16 protein-coding genes are annotated in these 16971 nt (G+C 60.4%); 9 read left to right on the top strand and 7 right to left on the bottom strand.

All coding sequences use genetic code 11. The annotated features are described in order from the left end of the window. Positions 1-508: 508 nt before the first annotated feature. The 3 genes from GWQ44_RS17435 to GWQ44_RS17425 are packed head-to-tail and all read right to left on the bottom strand — an operon-like array spanning position 509 to position 4738. On the bottom strand, positions 509-1168 hold the full coding sequence (locus tag GWQ44_RS17435) for a DUF1266 domain-containing protein (RefSeq protein WP_275927865.1): 660 nt from the start codon (positions 1166-1168) through the stop codon (positions 509-511). 7 nt (positions 1169-1175) lie between these two features. Beyond that, a complete protein-coding gene (locus tag GWQ44_RS17430) occupies positions 1176-2417 on the bottom strand; it encodes a hypothetical protein (RefSeq protein WP_275927864.1) in 1242 nt (413 codons plus the stop codon). Beyond that, positions 2408-4738, bottom strand: coding sequence for a hypothetical protein (locus GWQ44_RS17425; RefSeq protein WP_275927863.1), 2331 nt, complete (start codon positions 4736-4738; stop codon positions 2408-2410). Before GWQ44_RS17425 ends, GWQ44_RS17430 begins: the two co-directional genes overlap by 10 nt. A 522-nt stretch (positions 4739-5260) precedes the next feature. Between GWQ44_RS17425 and GWQ44_RS17420 the strand changes: the two genes are divergently transcribed. From GWQ44_RS17420 to GWQ44_RS17405, 4 genes are all read left to right on the top strand, one after another. After that, complete coding sequence (locus GWQ44_RS17420; RefSeq protein ID WP_016967551.1) at positions 5261-6865, top strand: tetratricopeptide repeat-containing response regulator; 1605 nt, start codon at positions 5261-5263, stop codon at positions 6863-6865. Then, on the top strand, positions 6862-7551 hold the full coding sequence (locus GWQ44_RS17415) for a HAMP domain-containing sensor histidine kinase (protein WP_016967553.1): 690 nt from the start codon (positions 6862-6864) through the stop codon (positions 7549-7551). The genes GWQ44_RS17420 and GWQ44_RS17415 overlap by 4 nt, the downstream gene beginning before the upstream one ends. Before the next feature lie 338 nt (positions 7552-7889). Next, positions 7890-9131, top strand: a complete 1242-nt coding sequence (locus GWQ44_RS17410; RefSeq protein ID WP_275927873.1) for a glutamine synthetase family protein — start codon at positions 7890-7892, stop codon at positions 9129-9131. A gap of 74 nt (positions 9132-9205) precedes the next feature. Further along, positions 9206-10576 carry an MFS transporter gene (locus GWQ44_RS17405; protein ID WP_016967555.1) on the top strand — a complete coding sequence of 457 codons (1371 nt, stop codon included), beginning with the start codon at positions 9206-9208 and terminating at the stop codon, positions 10574-10576. 58 nt (positions 10577-10634) lie between these two features. Here the strand turns inward: GWQ44_RS17405 and GWQ44_RS17400 are convergent, their stop codons facing one another. The 4 genes from GWQ44_RS17400 to flgA all read right to left on the bottom strand — a co-directional run bounded on the left by GWQ44_RS17400 (position 10635) and on the right by flgA (position 13224). Continuing rightward, complete coding sequence (locus GWQ44_RS17400) at positions 10635-11381, bottom strand: flagellar brake protein (protein ID WP_016967556.1); 747 nt, start codon at positions 11379-11381, stop codon at positions 10635-10637. A gap of 96 nt (positions 11382-11477) precedes the next feature. Next, positions 11478-11945, bottom strand: coding sequence for a flagellar protein FlgN (locus GWQ44_RS17395; RefSeq protein WP_016967557.1), 468 nt, complete (start codon positions 11943-11945; stop codon positions 11478-11480). Between the two features lie 48 nt (positions 11946-11993). Next, positions 11994-12311 (bottom strand): flagellar biosynthesis anti-sigma factor FlgM, encoded by a 318-nt coding sequence (flgM, locus tag GWQ44_RS17390; protein ID WP_016967558.1) that lies wholly within the window; start codon positions 12309-12311, stop codon positions 11994-11996. A 151-nt stretch (positions 12312-12462) separates the two neighbouring features. After that, positions 12463-13224: a flagellar basal body P-ring formation chaperone FlgA gene (gene flgA / locus GWQ44_RS17385; protein ID WP_179600263.1), complete on the bottom strand. Its 762-nt coding sequence runs from the start codon at positions 13222-13224 to the stop codon at positions 12463-12465. Positions 13225-13299: 75 nt separating this feature from the next. Between flgA and GWQ44_RS17380 the strand changes: the two genes are divergently transcribed. The 5 genes from GWQ44_RS17380 (at position 13300) to flgD (ending at position 16953) form a co-directional block, all read left to right on the top strand. Continuing rightward, positions 13300-14232, top strand: coding sequence for a chemotaxis protein CheV (locus tag GWQ44_RS17380; RefSeq protein ID WP_016967560.1), 933 nt, complete (start codon positions 13300-13302; stop codon positions 14230-14232). Between the two features lie 44 nt (positions 14233-14276). Beyond that, complete coding sequence (gene cheR, locus GWQ44_RS17375; RefSeq protein ID WP_016967561.1) at positions 14277-15104, top strand: protein-glutamate O-methyltransferase CheR; 828 nt, start codon at positions 14277-14279, stop codon at positions 15102-15104. A gap of 247 nt (positions 15105-15351) precedes the next feature. Then, positions 15352-15759: a flagellar basal body rod protein FlgB gene (gene flgB / locus GWQ44_RS17370; RefSeq protein WP_016967562.1), complete on the top strand. Its 408-nt coding sequence runs from the start codon at positions 15352-15354 to the stop codon at positions 15757-15759. Between the two features lie 3 nt (positions 15760-15762). Then, the gene (flgC, locus tag GWQ44_RS17365) at positions 15763-16206 is read left to right on the top strand and encodes a flagellar basal body rod protein FlgC (RefSeq protein WP_011062742.1); all 444 of its coding nucleotides are present in this window, start codon (positions 15763-15765) and stop codon (positions 16204-16206) included. A 15-nt stretch (positions 16207-16221) separates the two neighbouring features. After that, positions 16222-16953 carry a flagellar hook assembly protein FlgD gene (gene flgD, locus GWQ44_RS17360; protein ID WP_047305647.1) on the top strand — a complete coding sequence of 244 codons (732 nt, stop codon included), beginning with the start codon at positions 16222-16224 and terminating at the stop codon, positions 16951-16953. Positions 16954-16971 lie beyond the last annotated feature (18 nt).

Below are 16971 nucleotides of genomic sequence, written 5' to 3'. Positions count from 1 at the left end.
CCAGCTTCCTCATGCGCTACAACCGAATCAGGCTCCACAGCTACAACAACTACCTGTCGCCAATAGCTAGGGAGCAGTTGGCGGCTTGATCACCGTAAACGGTGTCCGGAAACACTTGACCAGAACAGGGCCAGCTCTGCCGTCACTGGGGTACATGGTGATGCAGGAAGGGGCGCGGTCGACTGAGTACACCAGAGTCGCTTTTCTCGCTCGCATCGAGCAGGTGGCCGATCAGACGATTGCCACCCAGCACGCACTCATGGAGTCACCCACGATTGTTCAGGTCGCGGTGAGCGGTGTTGTTGCTGATACTCGACGGGGAAGATGGAGGCGGCCTATGTGATGCTGGCCCCGGAACCACCCTGGCGGCTGGTGCGCTGAGCGGTTCATCGCCAACTACAAGGTTCCGAGCAGCGTGGAGTTCGCCCTGACGCCCCCTAGGATACTCAACAGACCTGCCATGCCATTCAATGACGCGTGGGCAGGGCCTCTGCCCACTTGAGTGATTTCAATCCGCCACTGGCGAAAACGCCGGCAACCCCGGCCAGGCGACCCCGGTCCAGGCGCCGCTGCCCGGCGTCAGTAGTCGGCCAAGGCTTGCTTCGTTGAACGCCTGCCCCAGTGAGTCGGCCCTGAATGCCGCTACCCACTGGCTGCGGCCGAGCATGAAGGCTTGGCCGAAGTCCTCCCAGTCGTTGAAGCAGTCCTGGGCTCGCTGGGCGTTGAGGAGCAGGATCCGCCAACCGCTCTCGGTTTCGATCCAGCCCATCAGCATTGCGCAGCGGACGAAGAAGGCGCTGCGCACGCAGGCAAAGGCCATGGCTGCTCGCGGATCGTCGCTGGCGTTCAGGCCGTGCAGGTCAACCCGAAACCATTGGCGTTCCAGGGTGTTGTTCAAGTGCTCACGGACTTCGTCATCTGTGGCATTGCTGCGAAAGCCGATCTGATGCAGCAGTGGGGCCCTGAGCGTGCTTTTCGCTTGATCCATGAAGTGGGTGGTCTCGGGGTCGAAGAAGCCCGTCATCCCCGTTGCGTCGACCATGGGTTGCGCCAGCGTCAATGCCCAGCGTTTACGCGGAGTGAACACCACCAGGGAGGTTGGCGATTGGCGTCGGTAGTAGCGCCAGACCAGCCAGGCGCCGAAGGCTACTGCTATGACTGTCATCATTTGCGGTTCACCGATTCCTGGCCTGCCAGGCCGCTATTTCCTCCGCCTGGAGCGGGGACATATCTGTCCATGTCACGCCTTCGGTCCGGTATGGCGGGGCGTCGACGTGGGGTTGTGGCCAGGGGCTCTTCTTGTAGATATGCCGGGTGGCGTACTTGACCGACGGCGTCTGGGGCGCCACCTCCAGCAGCAGGTCCGACTGACGGGCCGCCACCAGCCATTCGACCATGGCCGACGGGGCATCCAGCCGGTAGAAGAGTTGCGGGTAACGCGCCACCAGGCGCGTCTGGGTCTGGGCGTCGCTGACTTCCTCAATGCGCAGCCAGCCGGCTTCGGTGCGCACGATGCCGATGGCAATGCAATCGGCCGGGGTCTGCAGGTCGGTGTCCAGTGTGTTGAGGAACCGCAGTAAGTCCTGAAAGTAGCGTTCGATGGGGGGACGGTTCTGCTTGCCTTTGACTTGCTCGACGGTCATTGCGCCATCCTCCTGAACGATCAGGCTGACAGTGATGTGAGGCTGGCCTTGGGCATCACGCAGGCTGAACACGCGCATGCTCTGTTGTTCCACGGCTTCGGCGTAATGCTCGCCGTAGCCGCCGGTCAAGGCTCGGCGGTTGGCAAACTGTCCCAGGCAGTGACGCATCACATAGCTTTCGAAGGCCATCTCCGCCCGCAGCAACGGGCTTTGCGGGCGCAGCTCGACCCAGTTGTGATCGGCGCAGGCCAGGGTCAGGTCCAGGGCGTCGGCCGAGCTTTGACGCCAGCCCTGTTCGACCCGGGCTGCCATCTGCGCATGCTCTTTTTCCCACAGTGCCAGGGCCTGGGGGCAGGTGATGCGATCGAGTTTGCCTTCCAGTGCCGTGCCTCTGCGCGACGTCAGGAACTCCACGAGCACAGCCTCCTGGTGCAGCAGCTGTGGTTCCAGTGGATCGATCCATACCAAGGGCGCCACTGCGTTTGGGCTTTCTTCGCTCAGTGCTTTGGCCGCGGCCTTGAAGTGCCCGGCTACCCAGGCGGGCAAGGTATCGCTGCCCAGGGCGCTAGCGGCTTGCTCCAGGCTGAAAATGCGCCGTGCCGGCTCAAAGTTGCCGACCAGATGCCGGTAGAAGTGATTGAGCAACCAGCTCTGCACCGGTCCTTCATCGCCCCGGCCCTGACTGCGCTGGGCGATGCCGGCCTTGAGCTGGTCGGCATTGAGCAGATTGCGCGGGGCATAGCTGGAGGTGCGTGGGTCAGTGCCTATTTCCATATCTGCCACCAGCTTTTCTTGCCGACGGCTTGCGCCGGAGCCTGGAGCTGCGCCAGGAGCTGCTCGGTGCGGGCCCGGCACTTGATGTCGTAGTCGTCTTCGTCATTGCACAGGGCCAGGGTGCGCGTGCAGTAGTCGATGGCTTCGGCGGTGCGTCCCCGGGCGTGGTGGAAGTCCACCGAGGAGGACATCACCGAGACTTCGTTCATGGCCAGCACCAGTGGCTCATAGCGCTGCCAGAGGCTGTCGGCATTATCCGGGTGGGCATGGGCCAGGTAGCGCGCCACCTTGACGCGGGCAAACAGGGCCGAGCTGTCCAGTTGCTGGTCGCTGACGCCTTGTTCTTCCTGCCACGTGAGCAGGCGTTCGAGCCAGATGAGGATTTCGCTGTCGCGATCCAGGGAGTACAGGGCGTAGGCCACCGAGGCGATGTAGTCGTTCGGATCGTGGCGGCTGTAGCCGAACTGCGCCGAGTAGTGCCACAGCTGTTCTGCGGCTTCGACGATGCCGGGCTTGTCGTCCATGCGAATGCGCGCGCTGAGCAGGCCGTTGTAGTGCTCGGCGAACGAGCTGGCGGCGAGGCCCCGCAGGTGCAGGTCAATCGCCTCCTCGTAGCGGTTCTGTTCGTTGTAGTAGCGATAGTTGATCGCCAGGTTGTTGCAGAGCATGGAATACAGGTGGGCACAGGCATCGAACGGATGACCGCTGCCGCTGGCAAAGTAGCGCTCCATATGGGCCTGGCCCTGCTCGTAGGCATCTCTCTGTGCTTCGCGCAGCAACCAGTAGGCTTGGTCGCGGGCTTCTTTGGGCAGTTTGTCGGCCTCGGCTTCCACCAGGTCGTCGATGAACGCCGCGTAGTTGTAGCCATACATGCCACTGGCGAGGATCGGCTTAGGCTGCTTCAGGGCCTCGATCACACCCAGGCTCTTGACCTGCGCCGCAAACAGCGAAAAGGCGCTGCGGTTGTCCTGCATCCGGCCGGCCTGGATGGCCGCCTGCAGTTGGCTGACTTCGCTGGCGGCGTCGATCAGGCCGCGTTCAGCATCATGCACCGCGGCCAGACGGCGGATCCACGGGTGCTCGGGGGCGCGGCGCAGGGCTTCGGCCCGTGCTGCGGCAAACAGTGCTTCCAGCGGCTGCGGATCATCCATGGCTGCCTGCAGTGCCGCGAGCAGCGGGGAGGCGTCGGCCTCGCTGGCATCCAGCTCTGGCAGTGCCGAGAGAAAGCTCTGCAGGACCTCTTCATTGATGCAGGCGCGCATCACGCAAATGGGCCACCAGGGGTTGTGATCCTCGGGATCCTGCAAGCGGTTGAGGATCAGGCGCGCGGTGGCCGGCCACATTTCGGTTTGGCGCTCGTAGACATCGATGAAGGCGCGATGCCCGGCTTCCTCGATGCGTCCGGCCTCCATCAGCCAGGGCAGTTCGTATTCGATGAAGTTGCTACCGCCGTCAGAGTCCAGGCTCAGGGCGGCGGCGTTACAGATCTTCAAGGCTCCGGCCAGGTCACCCTGGGCGTGCAGCGCGCGTGCGGCCAGGCGTGCGGTGCGCACCTCCCATTCGCGACGCCTTGGCAGGGAGAGGTGGGCGGTCAGTTGGGCAATGGGTTGCTCGAACAGTGCCAGGCGCAGCGGGATGATCTCGATCAGCGCATTGCCCAGCCACAGCCAGTCGCCTTCGTCGACGTCCTGATCAGGTCCGGCGCTGCGCAGCGCATTGATCGCTTCCAGGGCGGCGCTACGGGCTTCTTCGTCACGCTGGTGATAGGCCAGGACGCGGGCGCGGCGCTGAAACTGATCGGCGGCATCCCAGGTGCGCAGTGCCACACGAGCAGGGTTGCCCAGGGTCAGGGCGTAGCGCACTTCGATGGTTTTCAAGGCGATTTCGAGGCTGCCGCCCTCTAGTTCGTCGAAGATCCGAAAGCGACGGTAATGCTCGACATTGAAGTCCAGGGTTTGCGTGGCCATCTGCTTGAGCTGTTCTAGTACCTCAAGCAGGGTTGCTTCGTCGTCCAGATAACTGGCGACCCGCAGGCGCAGGATGGCCAGGTTCATCAGCAGCTCGGCGCGGGCCGGTTCGGATGAGGTTTGCAGCAGGGCGTTGCCGTCGTTCTCGATCACCGCCCGGGCCGCCGCTGAGTCGCCGGCCTGCATCCACAGGGTGTGCAGGCGGTCGATGGACGCCAGAGAATCGGCCCGCAGAGCCTGTGCCTGCAGTTGGGCCAACAGGGTATCGCTGTTCTGTTCCTGCTGTTGCGCCTCAAGGCGGTCCATGAACTGTTCCAGTTCGATGCCGGTTATCACGCTGCTGTCATGCGCCATCTTTAACTCCATTTGATAATGACCTGCGCATCCCGTGATGCACTGCCTGGGGGCCGGCATTGCCTCGTCTTGGGTACTGTCTTGGGGTGTCATGCCGATCCTTCGACACCCGGGTAGCCAGCCGTTAGTGCCTGCTACTGATAGACCCTCTGCCTCTGGCCGACCCTGTGGGCAGCGTCGGTATTCCAGGCCAAAAACGATCGAGGCTTCAAGGCGCTGCACGCTATCAGGTGGTGTTTCGGAATCCAAGGTTTGCCCATGCAGCCACGCTGTTTTTCTGCGTGGAGCAGTCTAGGCTGGCAGCTGTTAAATCCTCTCGGGCCTCTATAAGGGATTGGCAAGTCCGGCCGATAACTTCAGTGGACAATTGTGTTCCCAAGCGGCGACCTGCATCACAGGTCGACTTGAAAGTGCTTGATAGCCTGTGGCCAGCAGCTATTATCTGCGCGCCAAAAACAGGCTGCGAAGCCGGGCGGGTCGTGCTGTCCCTGGATTGATCTTCTTACTTGCCTGGAATCTTCGATGCTGGCGTACCACCAAAAGAGCTTTTTGATCGTCGATGATTTCTCGGACTTCCGCAGTTCGGTGCGTTCGATGTTGCGTGAGCTGGGCGTCAAGGACGTGGACACCGCCGACACCGGCGAACAGGCCCTGCGCATGTGCGCGCAGAAGCGCTACGACTTCATTCTTCAGGATTACCACCTGGGCGACGGCAAGAAAAACGGCCAGCAGGTGCTGGAAGACTTGATGCTGGAAAAGCTCATCAGTCACGAGAGCGTATTTCTCATGGTGACTGCCGAGAGCAGTCAGGCGATGGTGCTCAGTGCCCTGGAGCACGAACCTGACGCCTACCTGACCAAACCGTTCAACCGTTCCGGCCTGGCCCAGCGCCTGGAGCGTCTGCAGCAGCGCAAGACCCTGCTCAAACCCATTCTCCAGGCCCTTGACCGCGGCAAGCCGGTGGAGGTGCTCAACGCCTGCATCGCCCTGTGCAAGCAAGACCCGCGTTACGCGCCACTGTGCCTGCGCTACCGGGCCGATGCCCTGCGCGACATGCATCAGAACGAAGCCCTGGAGCGTCTGTACAACAGCATTCTGGCCGATCGGCCGCTGCCTTGGGCCTATGTCGGCCTGGGCCGCTTGCTGTTCAAGCGTGGGCAGATAGGTGAAGCCAAGGCGGTGTACGAAAAAGCCCTGAAGGCATTCCCGATGATGCCGGGGCTGTACGACGGATTGGCCGATGTGCTGGTGGCCGAAGGCGATACCAAGCGCGCCCAGAGCGTGCTTGAAGAGGCCGTGCGCCTGTCGCCGCTGGCGGTGCGCCGTCAGGCGTTGCTGGGCAAGCTGGCCATGGCCAACGAAGATTTTGACAGTGCTTCCAGGGCCTATCGCCAGGCTGTCTCCCAAGGCGCGCAATCGCGCTTCAAGGACCCGGAAAGCAACCTCGGTCTGGCCCATGCGCTGATCAGCAAGGGCAGCGAAAAGGGCCTGGATACCCGCACCCGCCTGGAGATCAACCAGACCCTGAGTGCGGTGGCCAAGGAAAATCCCACCGACCCGGGTCTGCAGATTCGTGCACGTCTGATGAAAGCCACCAGTCTGCTGCTCAATGACGCGGAAACCGCGGAGAAGCTCACCGAGCAGGCGCTGATGCGCCTGGACGGCATGGAGCAGTTCATGAGTCCGGAAGCGGCATTGCTGGTGGCCAAGCAGTTGCAGATGCTCGGGCAGGCCAGTGCCGGCGCGACGATGTTGAAGAACTGTGCGGAGATCTACGGCGACGATCCGAAGGTCATGCAGAACATCGCCAAGCTCACCGACGATCCGACTATTCTCAGTTCGTCCAATGCGGCGGCCGACATCAACCGCCAGGGCGTGCGCAGTTACAAGGCCGGCAATCTGAGCGAGGCTCGCGAGTTGTTCCGCAAGGCCCTGGCCATGCAGCCCAAGAACATCAGTATTGCCCTGAACATGGCGCAGTCGCTGTTGCACGGCACAGACCCGAATACAGACGCGGCACTCCTGGAAGAATGCCAGGCGTGCCTGAAAATGGTCGGCATGATGCCCGATACCGATGCGCGTTATCCGCGCTACCAGAAGCTGCGAAGCAAGGCGTTTGGCGAATGAACGAAGAGCAACAGGCGCTGGATTTTTCCACGGTGATCGCCTCCACCGTACACGACATGAAAAACTCCCTGGCCATGCTGATGCAGGCCCACGACCAGTGGCAGGCTCGACTGTCCGAGGCGCAGCCGGCGCCCGAGCAGGGCGTGATCGACTACCACTTCGCCCACCTCAACGGCATGCTGGTGCAGCTCCTGGGGCTGTACAAGCTGGGTGTCAATCAATTGCCGTTGCAACCGGCCTACCATGAGCTGGACGACTTCATCGAGGCGCAGTTGGTGAGTCACCAGGAGGTGTTCAAGAGCCGCGGCATCTCGGCCACTTATGAGGTCGATCCCTTGAGCCCCCTGGGCTTTTTCGATCGAGAATTGATCGCTTCGGTGCTGGCCAATTGCATCAACAATGCGTTGCGTTATGCCCGTCAAGCGCTTTTGATCACGGTCAGCGACGAAGAGGGGCAGGTGGTGCTGTCCATCAACGATGACGGCGATGGCTACCCGCCGGCGTTGATCGAGCGCCAGGACGATTATGTGCAGGGCATCAACCAGAGCAGCGGCAGTACCGGGCTGGGGCTGTATTTTGCCGGGCGCATCGCCCAGCTGCACCAACGCAACGGTGTCTGCGGACACACCCGGATCAGCAACGGAGGCCCGTTGGGCGGCGGGCTGTTCAAGCTTTATCTGCCTTGAGTGTCTTGTCCGTCGGGGCAGAAGACGTTCTGAAAGGCATGAACTCGGGAGGCAGCGCTTGCAGGGGGCTGCTTTCTTTGTTCTTTGGGTTCGTGCCGAACCTGACTTTATCGGTTGTTCGCCAGGGGCTGGTTCCCTCCCGGGATTTTATTCTTGCCTGCTTGAAATCCTGAACGGGTGATGCGTATTTTGTACGGGTCGCCGTTCGCGGCTCGTATAACAACAAGGATTGAGTCATGACAACCGATGGCCACAGTTCACTCGCCGAGCGATTGACGGGCATTGATGAGATTGAATGCGTCACTGCGGATCTCAATGGCGTGCCGCGGGGCAAGGTGATGACCGCCGAGGGCTTCCTCGAAGGGCGGCGCTTGCAGATGGCTCGGGGGGTGCTGCTGCAATGCATCATGGGCGGGTATCCGCCGGCGCGTTTTTACGGCAGCGACGACGGCGACCTGGCGCTCAATGCCGATCCTCGGCAGATTCATCGCCTGCCCTGGAGCCAGACGCCGCGCGCACTGGCCATCTGCGATGCGGACGAGCTCAGTGGCGAAAGCTCGCGTCTGTCCACCCGGGGCCAGCTCAAGCAGGTGATCTCGCGTTATGCGGCCCTGGGCCTGGCGCCTGTGGTGGCCACTGAGCTTGAGTTCTTTGTGTTTGCGGCCAATGACGATCCCTCCCAGGCCTTCCGGCCGCCGGTTGGCCTGGATGGTCGACGGGAAGAGGGGTATTCGGCATTCAGTGTCAGCTCCAGCAACGGCTTGCGGCCATTCTTCAAGGAAGTCTACGAATGCATGGCGGCCCTGGGCCTGCCCCGCGATACGTTCATGCATGAGATGGGTGTGAGCCAGTTCGAGATCAATCTTCTGCATGGCGACCCGTTGCTGCTGGCGGATCAGACGTTCCTGTTCAAGCACCTGCTCAAGGAAGTGGCGCTCAAGCATGGGTTGATCGTGGTCTGCATGGCCAAGCCGCTGGCTCGCACGCCCGGCAGCTCCATGCATATCCATCAGAGTCTGGTGGAGATCGGCAGTGGGCGTAATGTCTTCAGTGACGAGGCTGGGCAGCCGACGGCGATGTTCCGTCATTTCATCGGCGGCTTGCAGGCCGGCCTGGCGGATTTCACCGCGTTGTTCGCGCCTAACGTGAACTCCTATCAGCGCTTGTGCCATCCTTACGCTTCGCCGAACAATGCCTGCTGGTCCCATGACAATCGGGCTGCGGGGTTGCGCATTCCGGCCAGCTCACCGGTGGCGCGGCGGGTGGAAAACCGCCTGCCGGGCGCGGATGCCAACCCGTATCTGGCGATTGCCGCGAGCCTGGCAGCGGGCTTGCACGGGATCGAGAACGAACTGGAGCCCACCGCGGCGATCCAGGGTGAGTTCGAAGTGCCGGACAATTTGTCCCTGCCTTGTACCTTGCATGCGGCGCTGGAGCGTCTGAAACGTAGTCAGTTGGCCAGGGAACTGTTCGGCACCGAGTTCATCGAAGGCTACATCGCTTCGAAGACCATGGAGTTGACCAGCTTCTTTGATGAAATCACTCCCTGGGAGCGGCGTGTGTTAGCGGCCCAGGCGTAACCTCACCCGTCGCTGGACGGGCCCCGATCTGTCTGGGGCCCGTCACCTCATTCAAGGAGCCGCTCGGAACGCCGATGCGCCAAATCTGGAAATCCTTTCGAGCGCTTTATTTCGCCTCGCTGATGATGTTGATCGGCTCGGGCCTGCTCAGCACTTATCTGGCCCTGCGCCTGGCTGCCGACCATGTCGATGGCCTGTGGGTGGGGGCCCTGATGGCGGCTAACTATTTCGGTCTGGTATTGGGGGGCAAGCTGGGGCATCGGCTGATTGCCCGGGTCGGGCACATTCGTGCTTACGCCACCTGTGCCGGGATCGTCGGTGCGGCCGTGCTTGGGCACGGTCTGGTGGATTGGCTGCCTGCCTGGCTGGTGCTGCGGATGATCGTCGGCCTGGGGATGATGTGCCAGTACATGGTCATCGAAAGCTGGCTCAATGAGCAGGCCGACGCCAATCAGCGAGGACTTGTGTTCAGCGGCTACATGATCGCTTCTTACCTGGGGCTGGTGCTGGGGCAGTTGATACTGGTCATGCACCCGGCGCTGGGACCGGAGCTGTTGATGCTGGTGGCCCTGTGCTTTGCCCTGTGTCTGGTGCCGGTGGCCATGACCCGGCGTATTCACCCGGCGCCTCTGCATCCGGCGCCGATGGAGCCGCGCTTCTTTATCAAGCGGGTGCCGCAGTCCTTGAGTACCGTGTTGGGCTCGGGCCTGATCGTTGGCTCGTTCTACGGTCTTGCGCCGCTCTACGCCTCGCAGCAGGGGCTGAGCACCGAGCAGGTGGGCCTGTTCATGGGCAGCTGTATCTTTGCCGGGCTGGTGGTGCAGTGGCCGCTGGGCTGGTTGTCCGATCGTTATGATCGGGCGCTGTTGATTCGTTGCTTTGCCTTGTTCCTGGCGGTGGTGGCCTTGCCCTTGGCGGTCCTGCCAGCAGTGCCTCTGGAGCTGCTGTTCGTCCTCGGATTCCTCTGTTCGCTGGTGCAGTTCTGCCTCTATCCGCTGGCGGTAGCTTTTTCCAATGACCATGTGGAAAGCGATCGACGGGTGTCGCTGACGGCGATGCTGTTGGTCACCTATGGCGTTGGGGCGAGCGTCGGCCCGTTGGTGGCGGGGGTGCTGATGAAGTTGTTCGGCAGTCAGATGCTCTATGCCTTCTTCAGTTTCTTTGCCTTGGTGCTGGTCTGGCGGATTCGGCCGAAGGCGGTGACCAATCTGCATCAGGTGGACGATGCGCCGCTGCATCACGTGGCGATGCCGGACAGTATGTCCAGTTCGCCACTGGTGGCTGCTCTCGATCCGCGGGTAGACGAGCAGGTGGTCCAGGACCAGATGCAGACCGCTCCCGCGCCGGACGCTGCGCCGGCTGCGGAGCCCGATACGCCGCAAGCGTCGGATGAGGTGCCGCCCGAGGAGTGCGCTCGGGATCACCTGAGCGGGGCCAGGCCCTAGAAACGCAAAACGGGTAGTTGCCGCAAGGCACTGCCCGTTTTCATGGGTGTCTGCTGAATCAGAGGTCGTCTTTGTCGAAGCGCCGTGCTTCGCGCTGCAGCTGATAGACGAAGCGCTCTACCTGGCGCTGGACCAGGCCGCTCATGTTATGAAAGCGCACGCCGGCAAAAGTGGTGTCGATGCGTTCTTCGTGATGCAGGTAACGCAGTTCGACCGGGGCGGTCATGTTGCCGAAGGGCAGGGCAGCAATGAAGCGTTCGTACACCTGGCCCAGTTGCAGGCGCGAGGAAATATCACCATCGAAGCGCAGCTTGCAGCCGGTGGCGGAGATATCCAGCAGCTTGCCGGTCAGCGGGGATTTGAGTTTTTCGCCGCTCAGTTCGATATCCACCAACTGCGCCAGTTTCAGTGCGGCACGGAAAGCATTGCGGCGCTGGTGGTAAACCACTTCGTCCGGCAGCGTGGTGCGGTAGCAGCGGCCGCCATTGGAATCGTCTAGGGTCGGAGTGCCATTGCTGTCCCAGGCGATGCGCACGCCTTCATGAAAGCCTTCAACACGAAATGGCTCGCCTGCCAGCAGGAAGCGCTCACCGTCGCGGGGAATCATTTCATCGAGAGCAATCATGTTGCTGTCGCGGTCCACTTCCACCAGATAGCTCTGGAAACGCTGGCTGCGCTCATGGAAAGTGATGATCAGCGGGTCGTGACTCTCTTGCAGCAACCGCAAGTTGGAGGAAATTTCCAACGCAGTGGTGAACACCTTGGGTGGCTGCGGAGCATCTTCCGCGTTTGAGGCGTTGAACACGGTTCATCAATCTCCAGACAAAATACAACTACACGCAGGAGCTGGCATTCTGCCAGCATGTTTCACGGCTTGGTAGCACGCGCTCATTTTTGGAGTTTAAGCCTGACTGAGTGGGCGGGGCTTCGCAAGCATAGAGGTAGAGCCGCGGGCGTCATAAAGGGCTGGGGGTTCGCCGCCGTTGAGGATTTTCAACTGGTTGGCAGTGGTGGCCTGCTGAATCTGGATCGAGCGGCCATTGAGTTCATTGGTGGCCTGGCAGTCGGCGAGCAGTTGGGTCAGCAGGCTGCCCTGTTCAAGCAACTGATCGCCCACACTCGAGTGACTGGCCAGTTGTTCGAGGCCGGCACGATTGGTTGGCAGGTTCAGGCTGGCGAGGATCTCTGTACGTTTGCGGCCATGCTGTTCCAGCAAAATGACCAGGGCCTGCTTCTGCGCCAGAATATCCTCCAGCAGCGGCATATCACGGCCGTGCAGGGCTACGGATTCGGCTCTGAGCAGTTCCAGCAGTTGTTGCGCTGGAGCAAGGTCATCGTTGATCAGTTGCAGTAGATTGGTGTCGTGCATGGCTGGCCTTGGGGGTTAAGCGTCCAAAAGCCTGGCGCAAGCCTGGGGCTAGCGCTGGGCTTCGAAGTTGAGCAGTTTGCTGGCTACACGGTTGCTGTCGACCTTGTAGCTGCCATCGGCAATGGCTTGCTTCAACTCGGCCACCCGGGCCTTGTCGACAGCAGGCTGATCGCGCAGCTTGTCGGTGATTTTCTGCAACTGTTGAGCCTCATTGCTGAGGTGTACCGATTCCCCGCTTTTGCTGGTCTCGGCTGCAGTTGCCAGCGGCGCGGACTTGCCGGCATCGCCGGTTTCCTTGCTGGTGCCGGTACGCGTACTGCCTGTCAGTAAAGGGGAGCTGTTTAAACGGCTGAAGTCGATGACCATGATGAAGAAAACCTCTGGGTATTTGGACGCTTGCCATGTTTTCGGCCATACCCTGAAAAACTTTAGGCTCGATTGTCGATAAGCCAACGCAGGTATCTGCGACCTTTGATTGGCCACAGTTTAGGGAACGAGCGGGTCGAGCGCCAGTTATCTACATAGCCACTTCCACCTGGCCGGGGGCGGTGACGCGAGCCTTGATCACCCGTTGCGAGTTCAGGTTCTTGACCCGAATCTGCTCGCTCATGCCGCCGTTTGACAGTGCTTCCCCCGGCATTCGTACATTCAAGGTGCCGCTGCGTGCCGAGATCACTACGTGATCGCCTTTGCGCACCACCTCTGCCTGCTCCAGATGACCCAGGGTAATCAGTTGGTCGGCGACCATTGGTCGGACAAGTTTCTGACCAATGGCCTGATCCACCGAGGTCAGGTAGCCCTGATTGCTCTGGCTGATGTCCCGTTCGCGCAGCACGACGTCTTCGGGCTCAATGATGCCGGCGCGCTTGAGTGGCCGTGAGCTGGTAACCACTTCGCGGAACAGTTTGACCTGAGCCGGGACGAACACGGTCCAAGGCGATCCGCCTTCGCAGCGTACCTTGACCGTGACCCTGCCCAGTGGCTGGGCAGGGCTTTCCAGGCTCGCTGTCAATTCCTTGTCGCACGCCGGCATGCGCATGCGGGGATCCAGTTGGTTGACCTGAATTTCATAGCGTCCTTCCGTTTGACTGGTAGCCAGGTAGTCTTCTACCGTGAATTCAAGAAACCCTTGAGTGACGCCGATAAGCAGATCAGGCAGGGTGACCGAATCAGCAACGGCAGGGCCGCCAGGGTTTAAGATACACAAGGCCGACAGCCCGCAGAGCAATGTGCGGTAGGGGGATGTCAGGCGTCGGGAAAATGTCGTTTTGGCGTTCATAACAGTTAAAAAGCAAGCGCCGTGCCGTTTAGCAATGAGCGTGCGTCGGATCTTAAAGCTTTGGGGAGTCTGGGCATGGCTGGTGTAATGGATTCGGTAAACCAGCGCACGCAATTGGTTGGGCAGAATCGCCTGGAACTGCTGCTGTTCCGTCTGGACGGTGAGCAGCTCTACGGGATCAACGTCTTCAAGGTTCGCGAGGTGCTGCAATGCCCCAAGCTGACCTTGATGCCCAAATCCAATCCTGTGGTGTGCGGTGTCGCGAATATTCGAGGGGCGACCATTCCGATCCTGGATCTGGCAATGGCCACCGGTGCTGGTGGACTGAAGGATCAGAGCAGTCCGTTTGTGATCATCACTGAGTACAACACCAAGACCCAAGGGTTTCTGGTGCGCTCGGTGGAACGCATCGTCAATATGAACTGGGAAGAAATTCATCCGCCACCCAAGGGGACCGGTCGCGATCACTACCTGACCGCGGTGACCCGGGTGGACAACCAGTTGGTCGAAATCATCGACGTGGAAAAGATATTGGCGGAAGTTGCGCCGACCTCGGAGTCGATTTCAGCGGGCGTGGTGGATCTTGAAACCCAGCACAAGGCCGTTTCCCTGCGAGTGCTGACCGTCGACGATTCGTCGGTGGCGCGCAAGCAGGTTACCCGCTGCCTGCAGACGGTGGGGGTCGAAGTCGTGGCGTTGAACGATGGCCGGCAAGCGTTGGATTACCTGCGCAAGCTGGTGGATGAGGGCAAGAAGCCGGAAGAGGAGTTCCTCATGATGATTTCCGACATCGAGATGCCCGAAATGGACGGTTACACCCTCACGGCCGAGATACGTAACGATCCACGCATGCAAAAGCTGCATATCATCCTGCATACTTCGTTGTCAGGGGTGTTCAATCAGGCGATGGTGAAGAAGGTCGGTGCCGATGACTTCCTTGCCAAGTTCCGTCCTGATGACCTGGCTTCCCGGGTAGTTGACCGGATCAAAGCAGCAGACCACAGCTGAGGGCATCAGCCCTCGGCGGACATTAGATTTAAGAGGCGGCAGCATTGTCTACGGGTAATTTGGATTTTGAACAGTTCCGGGTCTTCCTGGAAAAAGCCTGTGGTATTTTGCTCGGGGAAAATAAGCAATATCTCGTCTCGAGCCGTCTCAACAAACTGATGGAGCAGCAAGGTCTCAAAACCTTGGGTGAGCTGGTTCAGCGGATTCAGACCCAGCCGCGCAGCGGATTGCGCGAGATGGTGGTGGACGCGATGACCACCAACGAAACCTTGTGGTTTCGTGACACCTATCCCTTCGAAGTGTTGAAGAACAAGGTGCTTCCCGAAGCGATCAAGGCCAGCCCCAACCAGCGTTTGCGGATCTGGTCGGCGGCTTGCTCGTCAGGGCAGGAACCCTATTCGTTGTCGATGTCCATCGACGAGTTCGAGCGCAGCAACATGGGCCAGTTGAAGATGGGGGTGCAGATCGTTGCCACCGACCTGTCCGGAACCATGCTCAACAACTGCAAGACCGGCGAATATGACAGCCTGGCAATTGGGCGTGGCCTTTCTGCCGAGCGCCTGCAGCGTTATTTCGATCCCAAGGGGCCGGGACGCTGGGTGGTCAAGGCACCGATCAAGAGTCGAGTGGAGTTTCGCTCGTTCAACCTGCTGGACAGCTATGCCAGTCTGGGCAAGTTCGATGTCGTGTTTTGCCGCAATGTGCTGATCTACTTCTCGGCGGAGGTCAAGAAGGACATCCTGATGCGCATTCACAGCACTCTGAAACCTGGCGGTTATCTGTTTCTGGGGGCTTCCGAAGCGCTCAATGGCCTGCCGGACCATTATCAGATGGTGCAATGCAGTCCGGGGATCATCTACCAGGCGAAGTGATCGACAGTTGCAACGAAAAGGAGGCCATCGGGCCTCCTTTTTTGTGCGCGTCAGTTTCTTGCACACAGTGGCAAATGCGGCAGGACCCTTGCCGCTTTGTCGGCTATTCGCGGAAGGCCATTGCCGCTTTTCTGGCATTGCCGGCTTGCCGCTGTCGGCAAAGCCTTGATTTACGGGGCTTCAGGACTTGGCACGTAGCTTGCTATATCCAGATTACGAAAAATCAGGTCACCCAAAGGTTTCCGACATGAGCATCAGCTTCGATAAAGCGCTCGGTATCCACGAACAGGCTCTTGGCTTTCGCGCCAAGCGCGCCGAAGTGCTGGCCAACAACATCGCCAACGCCGACACCCCGAACTACAAGGCTCGGGATCTGGACTTTTCCGCCGTGCTCGCCGAGCAGAATGAAAAGGTCAAGAACGGCACCTTCGCGTTGAACATGACCAATACCCGGCACATCGAAGCCCAGGGCCTGAGCAGTGGCGACGAGTCGCTGCTGTATCGGACCCCGATGCAGCCTTCGATCGACCAGAACACCGTGGACGCCCAGCTGGAGCAATCGAGCTATGCGCAGAACTCGGTGGACTTCCAGGCCAGCTTCACGCTGCTCAACAGCAAATTCAAAGGGTTGGTAGCAGCCCTGCGCGGAGAGTAATCCATGTCCCTCGCCAGTGTTTTCAATATTGCCGGTAGTGGCATGAGCGCTCAGACCACGCGTCTGAACACCGTCGCCAGTAACATCGCCAACGCCGAGAGCGTGTCGTCGAGCATCGACCAGACCTATCGTGCGCGTCACCCGGTATTCGCCACCATGTTCCAGGGCGCGCAGAGCGGCGGCAGCGATTCGCTGTTCCAGAACCAGGACGCCGCAGGCCAGGGCGTGCAGGTGCTGGGTGTGGTGGAAGACCAGAGCAATCTGGAAGCTCGCTATGAGCCTAACCATCCGGCCGCGGACGCCAAGGGTTATGTCTACTACCCCAACGTCAACGTGGTGGAGGAAATGGCCGACATGATTTCCGCCAGCCGCTCGTTCCAGACCAACGCTGAAATGATGAACACCGCCAAAACCATGATGCAGAAGGTCCTGACCCTCGGTCAGTGATAAGGGGCGAAGCCAATGAGCGTTACTGATACCACCAGCGGCCCGTCCCTCAAGGACGTATTGGCCAACTCGTCAAAGAAAACCACGACCACGTCCAGTGCCGACGGCCTGGCGGCTGCTACCAACAGCGCCACTGGCAAGCAGTCCCTGGGCAAGGACGCGTTCCTCAAGCTGCTGGTGACCCAGCTGAACAACCAGAACCCGCTGGACCCTCAGGACAACAGTGCATTCGTTGCCCAGCTGGCGCAGTTCTCCACCCTGGAGGGTATTACCACCCTCAATACCTCGGTGAACTCCATCACGGGCAACTACAAGTCGTCTCAGGCATTGCAGGCTTCGTCCCTGGTGGGGCGTTCGGTGATCGTCCAGACCGGCTCTACCCAGGTGGACACCAGCAAGAGCATGACCGGTTCCGTGACCGTACCGTCCAGTGTGAGTTCGGTCAGCGTGACCATCACCGACAAGGATGGAAACACCGTCAAGACCATCGACATGGGCAGTCAGAAGGCCGGCAACGCCAGCTTTGTCTGGGATGGCACCAAGACGGATGGCACCAAGGCGGATCCGGGCACCTACAACTTCAAGGCCAGCACTACCATCGACGGCAAGGGGACTGATCTGATCACCTACCTGCCAGCGACGGTCAACAGCGTCACCATCAGCCAGACCGGCGGCGAGTTGATGTTGAACCTTGCCGGCATGAGCAGTCCGATTGGCCTGTCCAAAGTACAAACCATTGGTATCTAGAGCCGACTAACCGGCAAA

The sequence above is a fragment of the Pseudomonas sp. 3MA1 genome (assembly GCF_029237275.1).
Classification (GTDB): domain Bacteria; phylum Pseudomonadota; class Gammaproteobacteria; order Pseudomonadales; family Pseudomonadaceae; genus Aquipseudomonas; species Aquipseudomonas fluorescens_AP.
The sequence above is the reverse complement of the archived record's forward strand: the minus strand, read 5'-3'. Positions and strand labels throughout refer to the sequence as shown.

Bases quoted from the DNA above. Each gene is read 5' to 3' on its own strand.
- GWQ44_RS17435 (WP_275927865.1), bottom strand. From the start codon at position 1,168: ATGATGACAGTCATAGCAGTAGCCTTCGGCGCCTGGCTGGTCTGGCGC.
- GWQ44_RS17430 (WP_275927864.1), bottom strand. From the start codon at position 2,417: ATGGAAATAGGCACTGACCCACGCACCTCCAGCTATGCCCCGCGCAAT.
- GWQ44_RS17425 (WP_275927863.1), bottom strand. From the start codon at position 4,738: ATGGCGCATGACAGCAGCGTGATAACCGGCATCGAACTGGAACAGTTC.
- GWQ44_RS17420 (WP_016967551.1), top strand. From the start codon at position 5,261: ATGCTGGCGTACCACCAAAAGAGCTTTTTGATCGTCGATGATTTCTCG.
- GWQ44_RS17415 (WP_016967553.1), top strand. From the start codon at position 6,862: ATGAACGAAGAGCAACAGGCGCTGGATTTTTCCACGGTGATCGCCTCC.
- GWQ44_RS17410 (WP_275927873.1), top strand. From the start codon at position 7,890: ATGACCGCCGAGGGCTTCCTCGAAGGGCGGCGCTTGCAGATGGCTCGG.
- GWQ44_RS17405 (WP_016967555.1), top strand. From the start codon at position 9,206: ATGCGCCAAATCTGGAAATCCTTTCGAGCGCTTTATTTCGCCTCGCTG.
- GWQ44_RS17395 (WP_016967557.1), bottom strand. From the start codon at position 11,945: ATGCACGACACCAATCTACTGCAACTGATCAACGATGACCTTGCTCCA.
- flgM (WP_016967558.1), bottom strand. From the start codon at position 12,311: ATGGTCATCGACTTCAGCCGTTTAAACAGCTCCCCTTTACTGACAGGC.
- flgA (WP_179600263.1), bottom strand. From the start codon at position 13,224: ATGAACGCCAAAACGACATTTTCCCGACGCCTGACATCCCCCTACCGC.
- GWQ44_RS17380 (WP_016967560.1), top strand. From the start codon at position 13,300: ATGGCTGGTGTAATGGATTCGGTAAACCAGCGCACGCAATTGGTTGGG.
- flgB (WP_016967562.1), top strand. From the start codon at position 15,352: ATGAGCATCAGCTTCGATAAAGCGCTCGGTATCCACGAACAGGCTCTT.
- flgC (WP_011062742.1), top strand. From the start codon at position 15,763: ATGTCCCTCGCCAGTGTTTTCAATATTGCCGGTAGTGGCATGAGCGCT.
- flgD (WP_047305647.1), top strand. From the start codon at position 16,222: ATGAGCGTTACTGATACCACCAGCGGCCCGTCCCTCAAGGACGTATTG.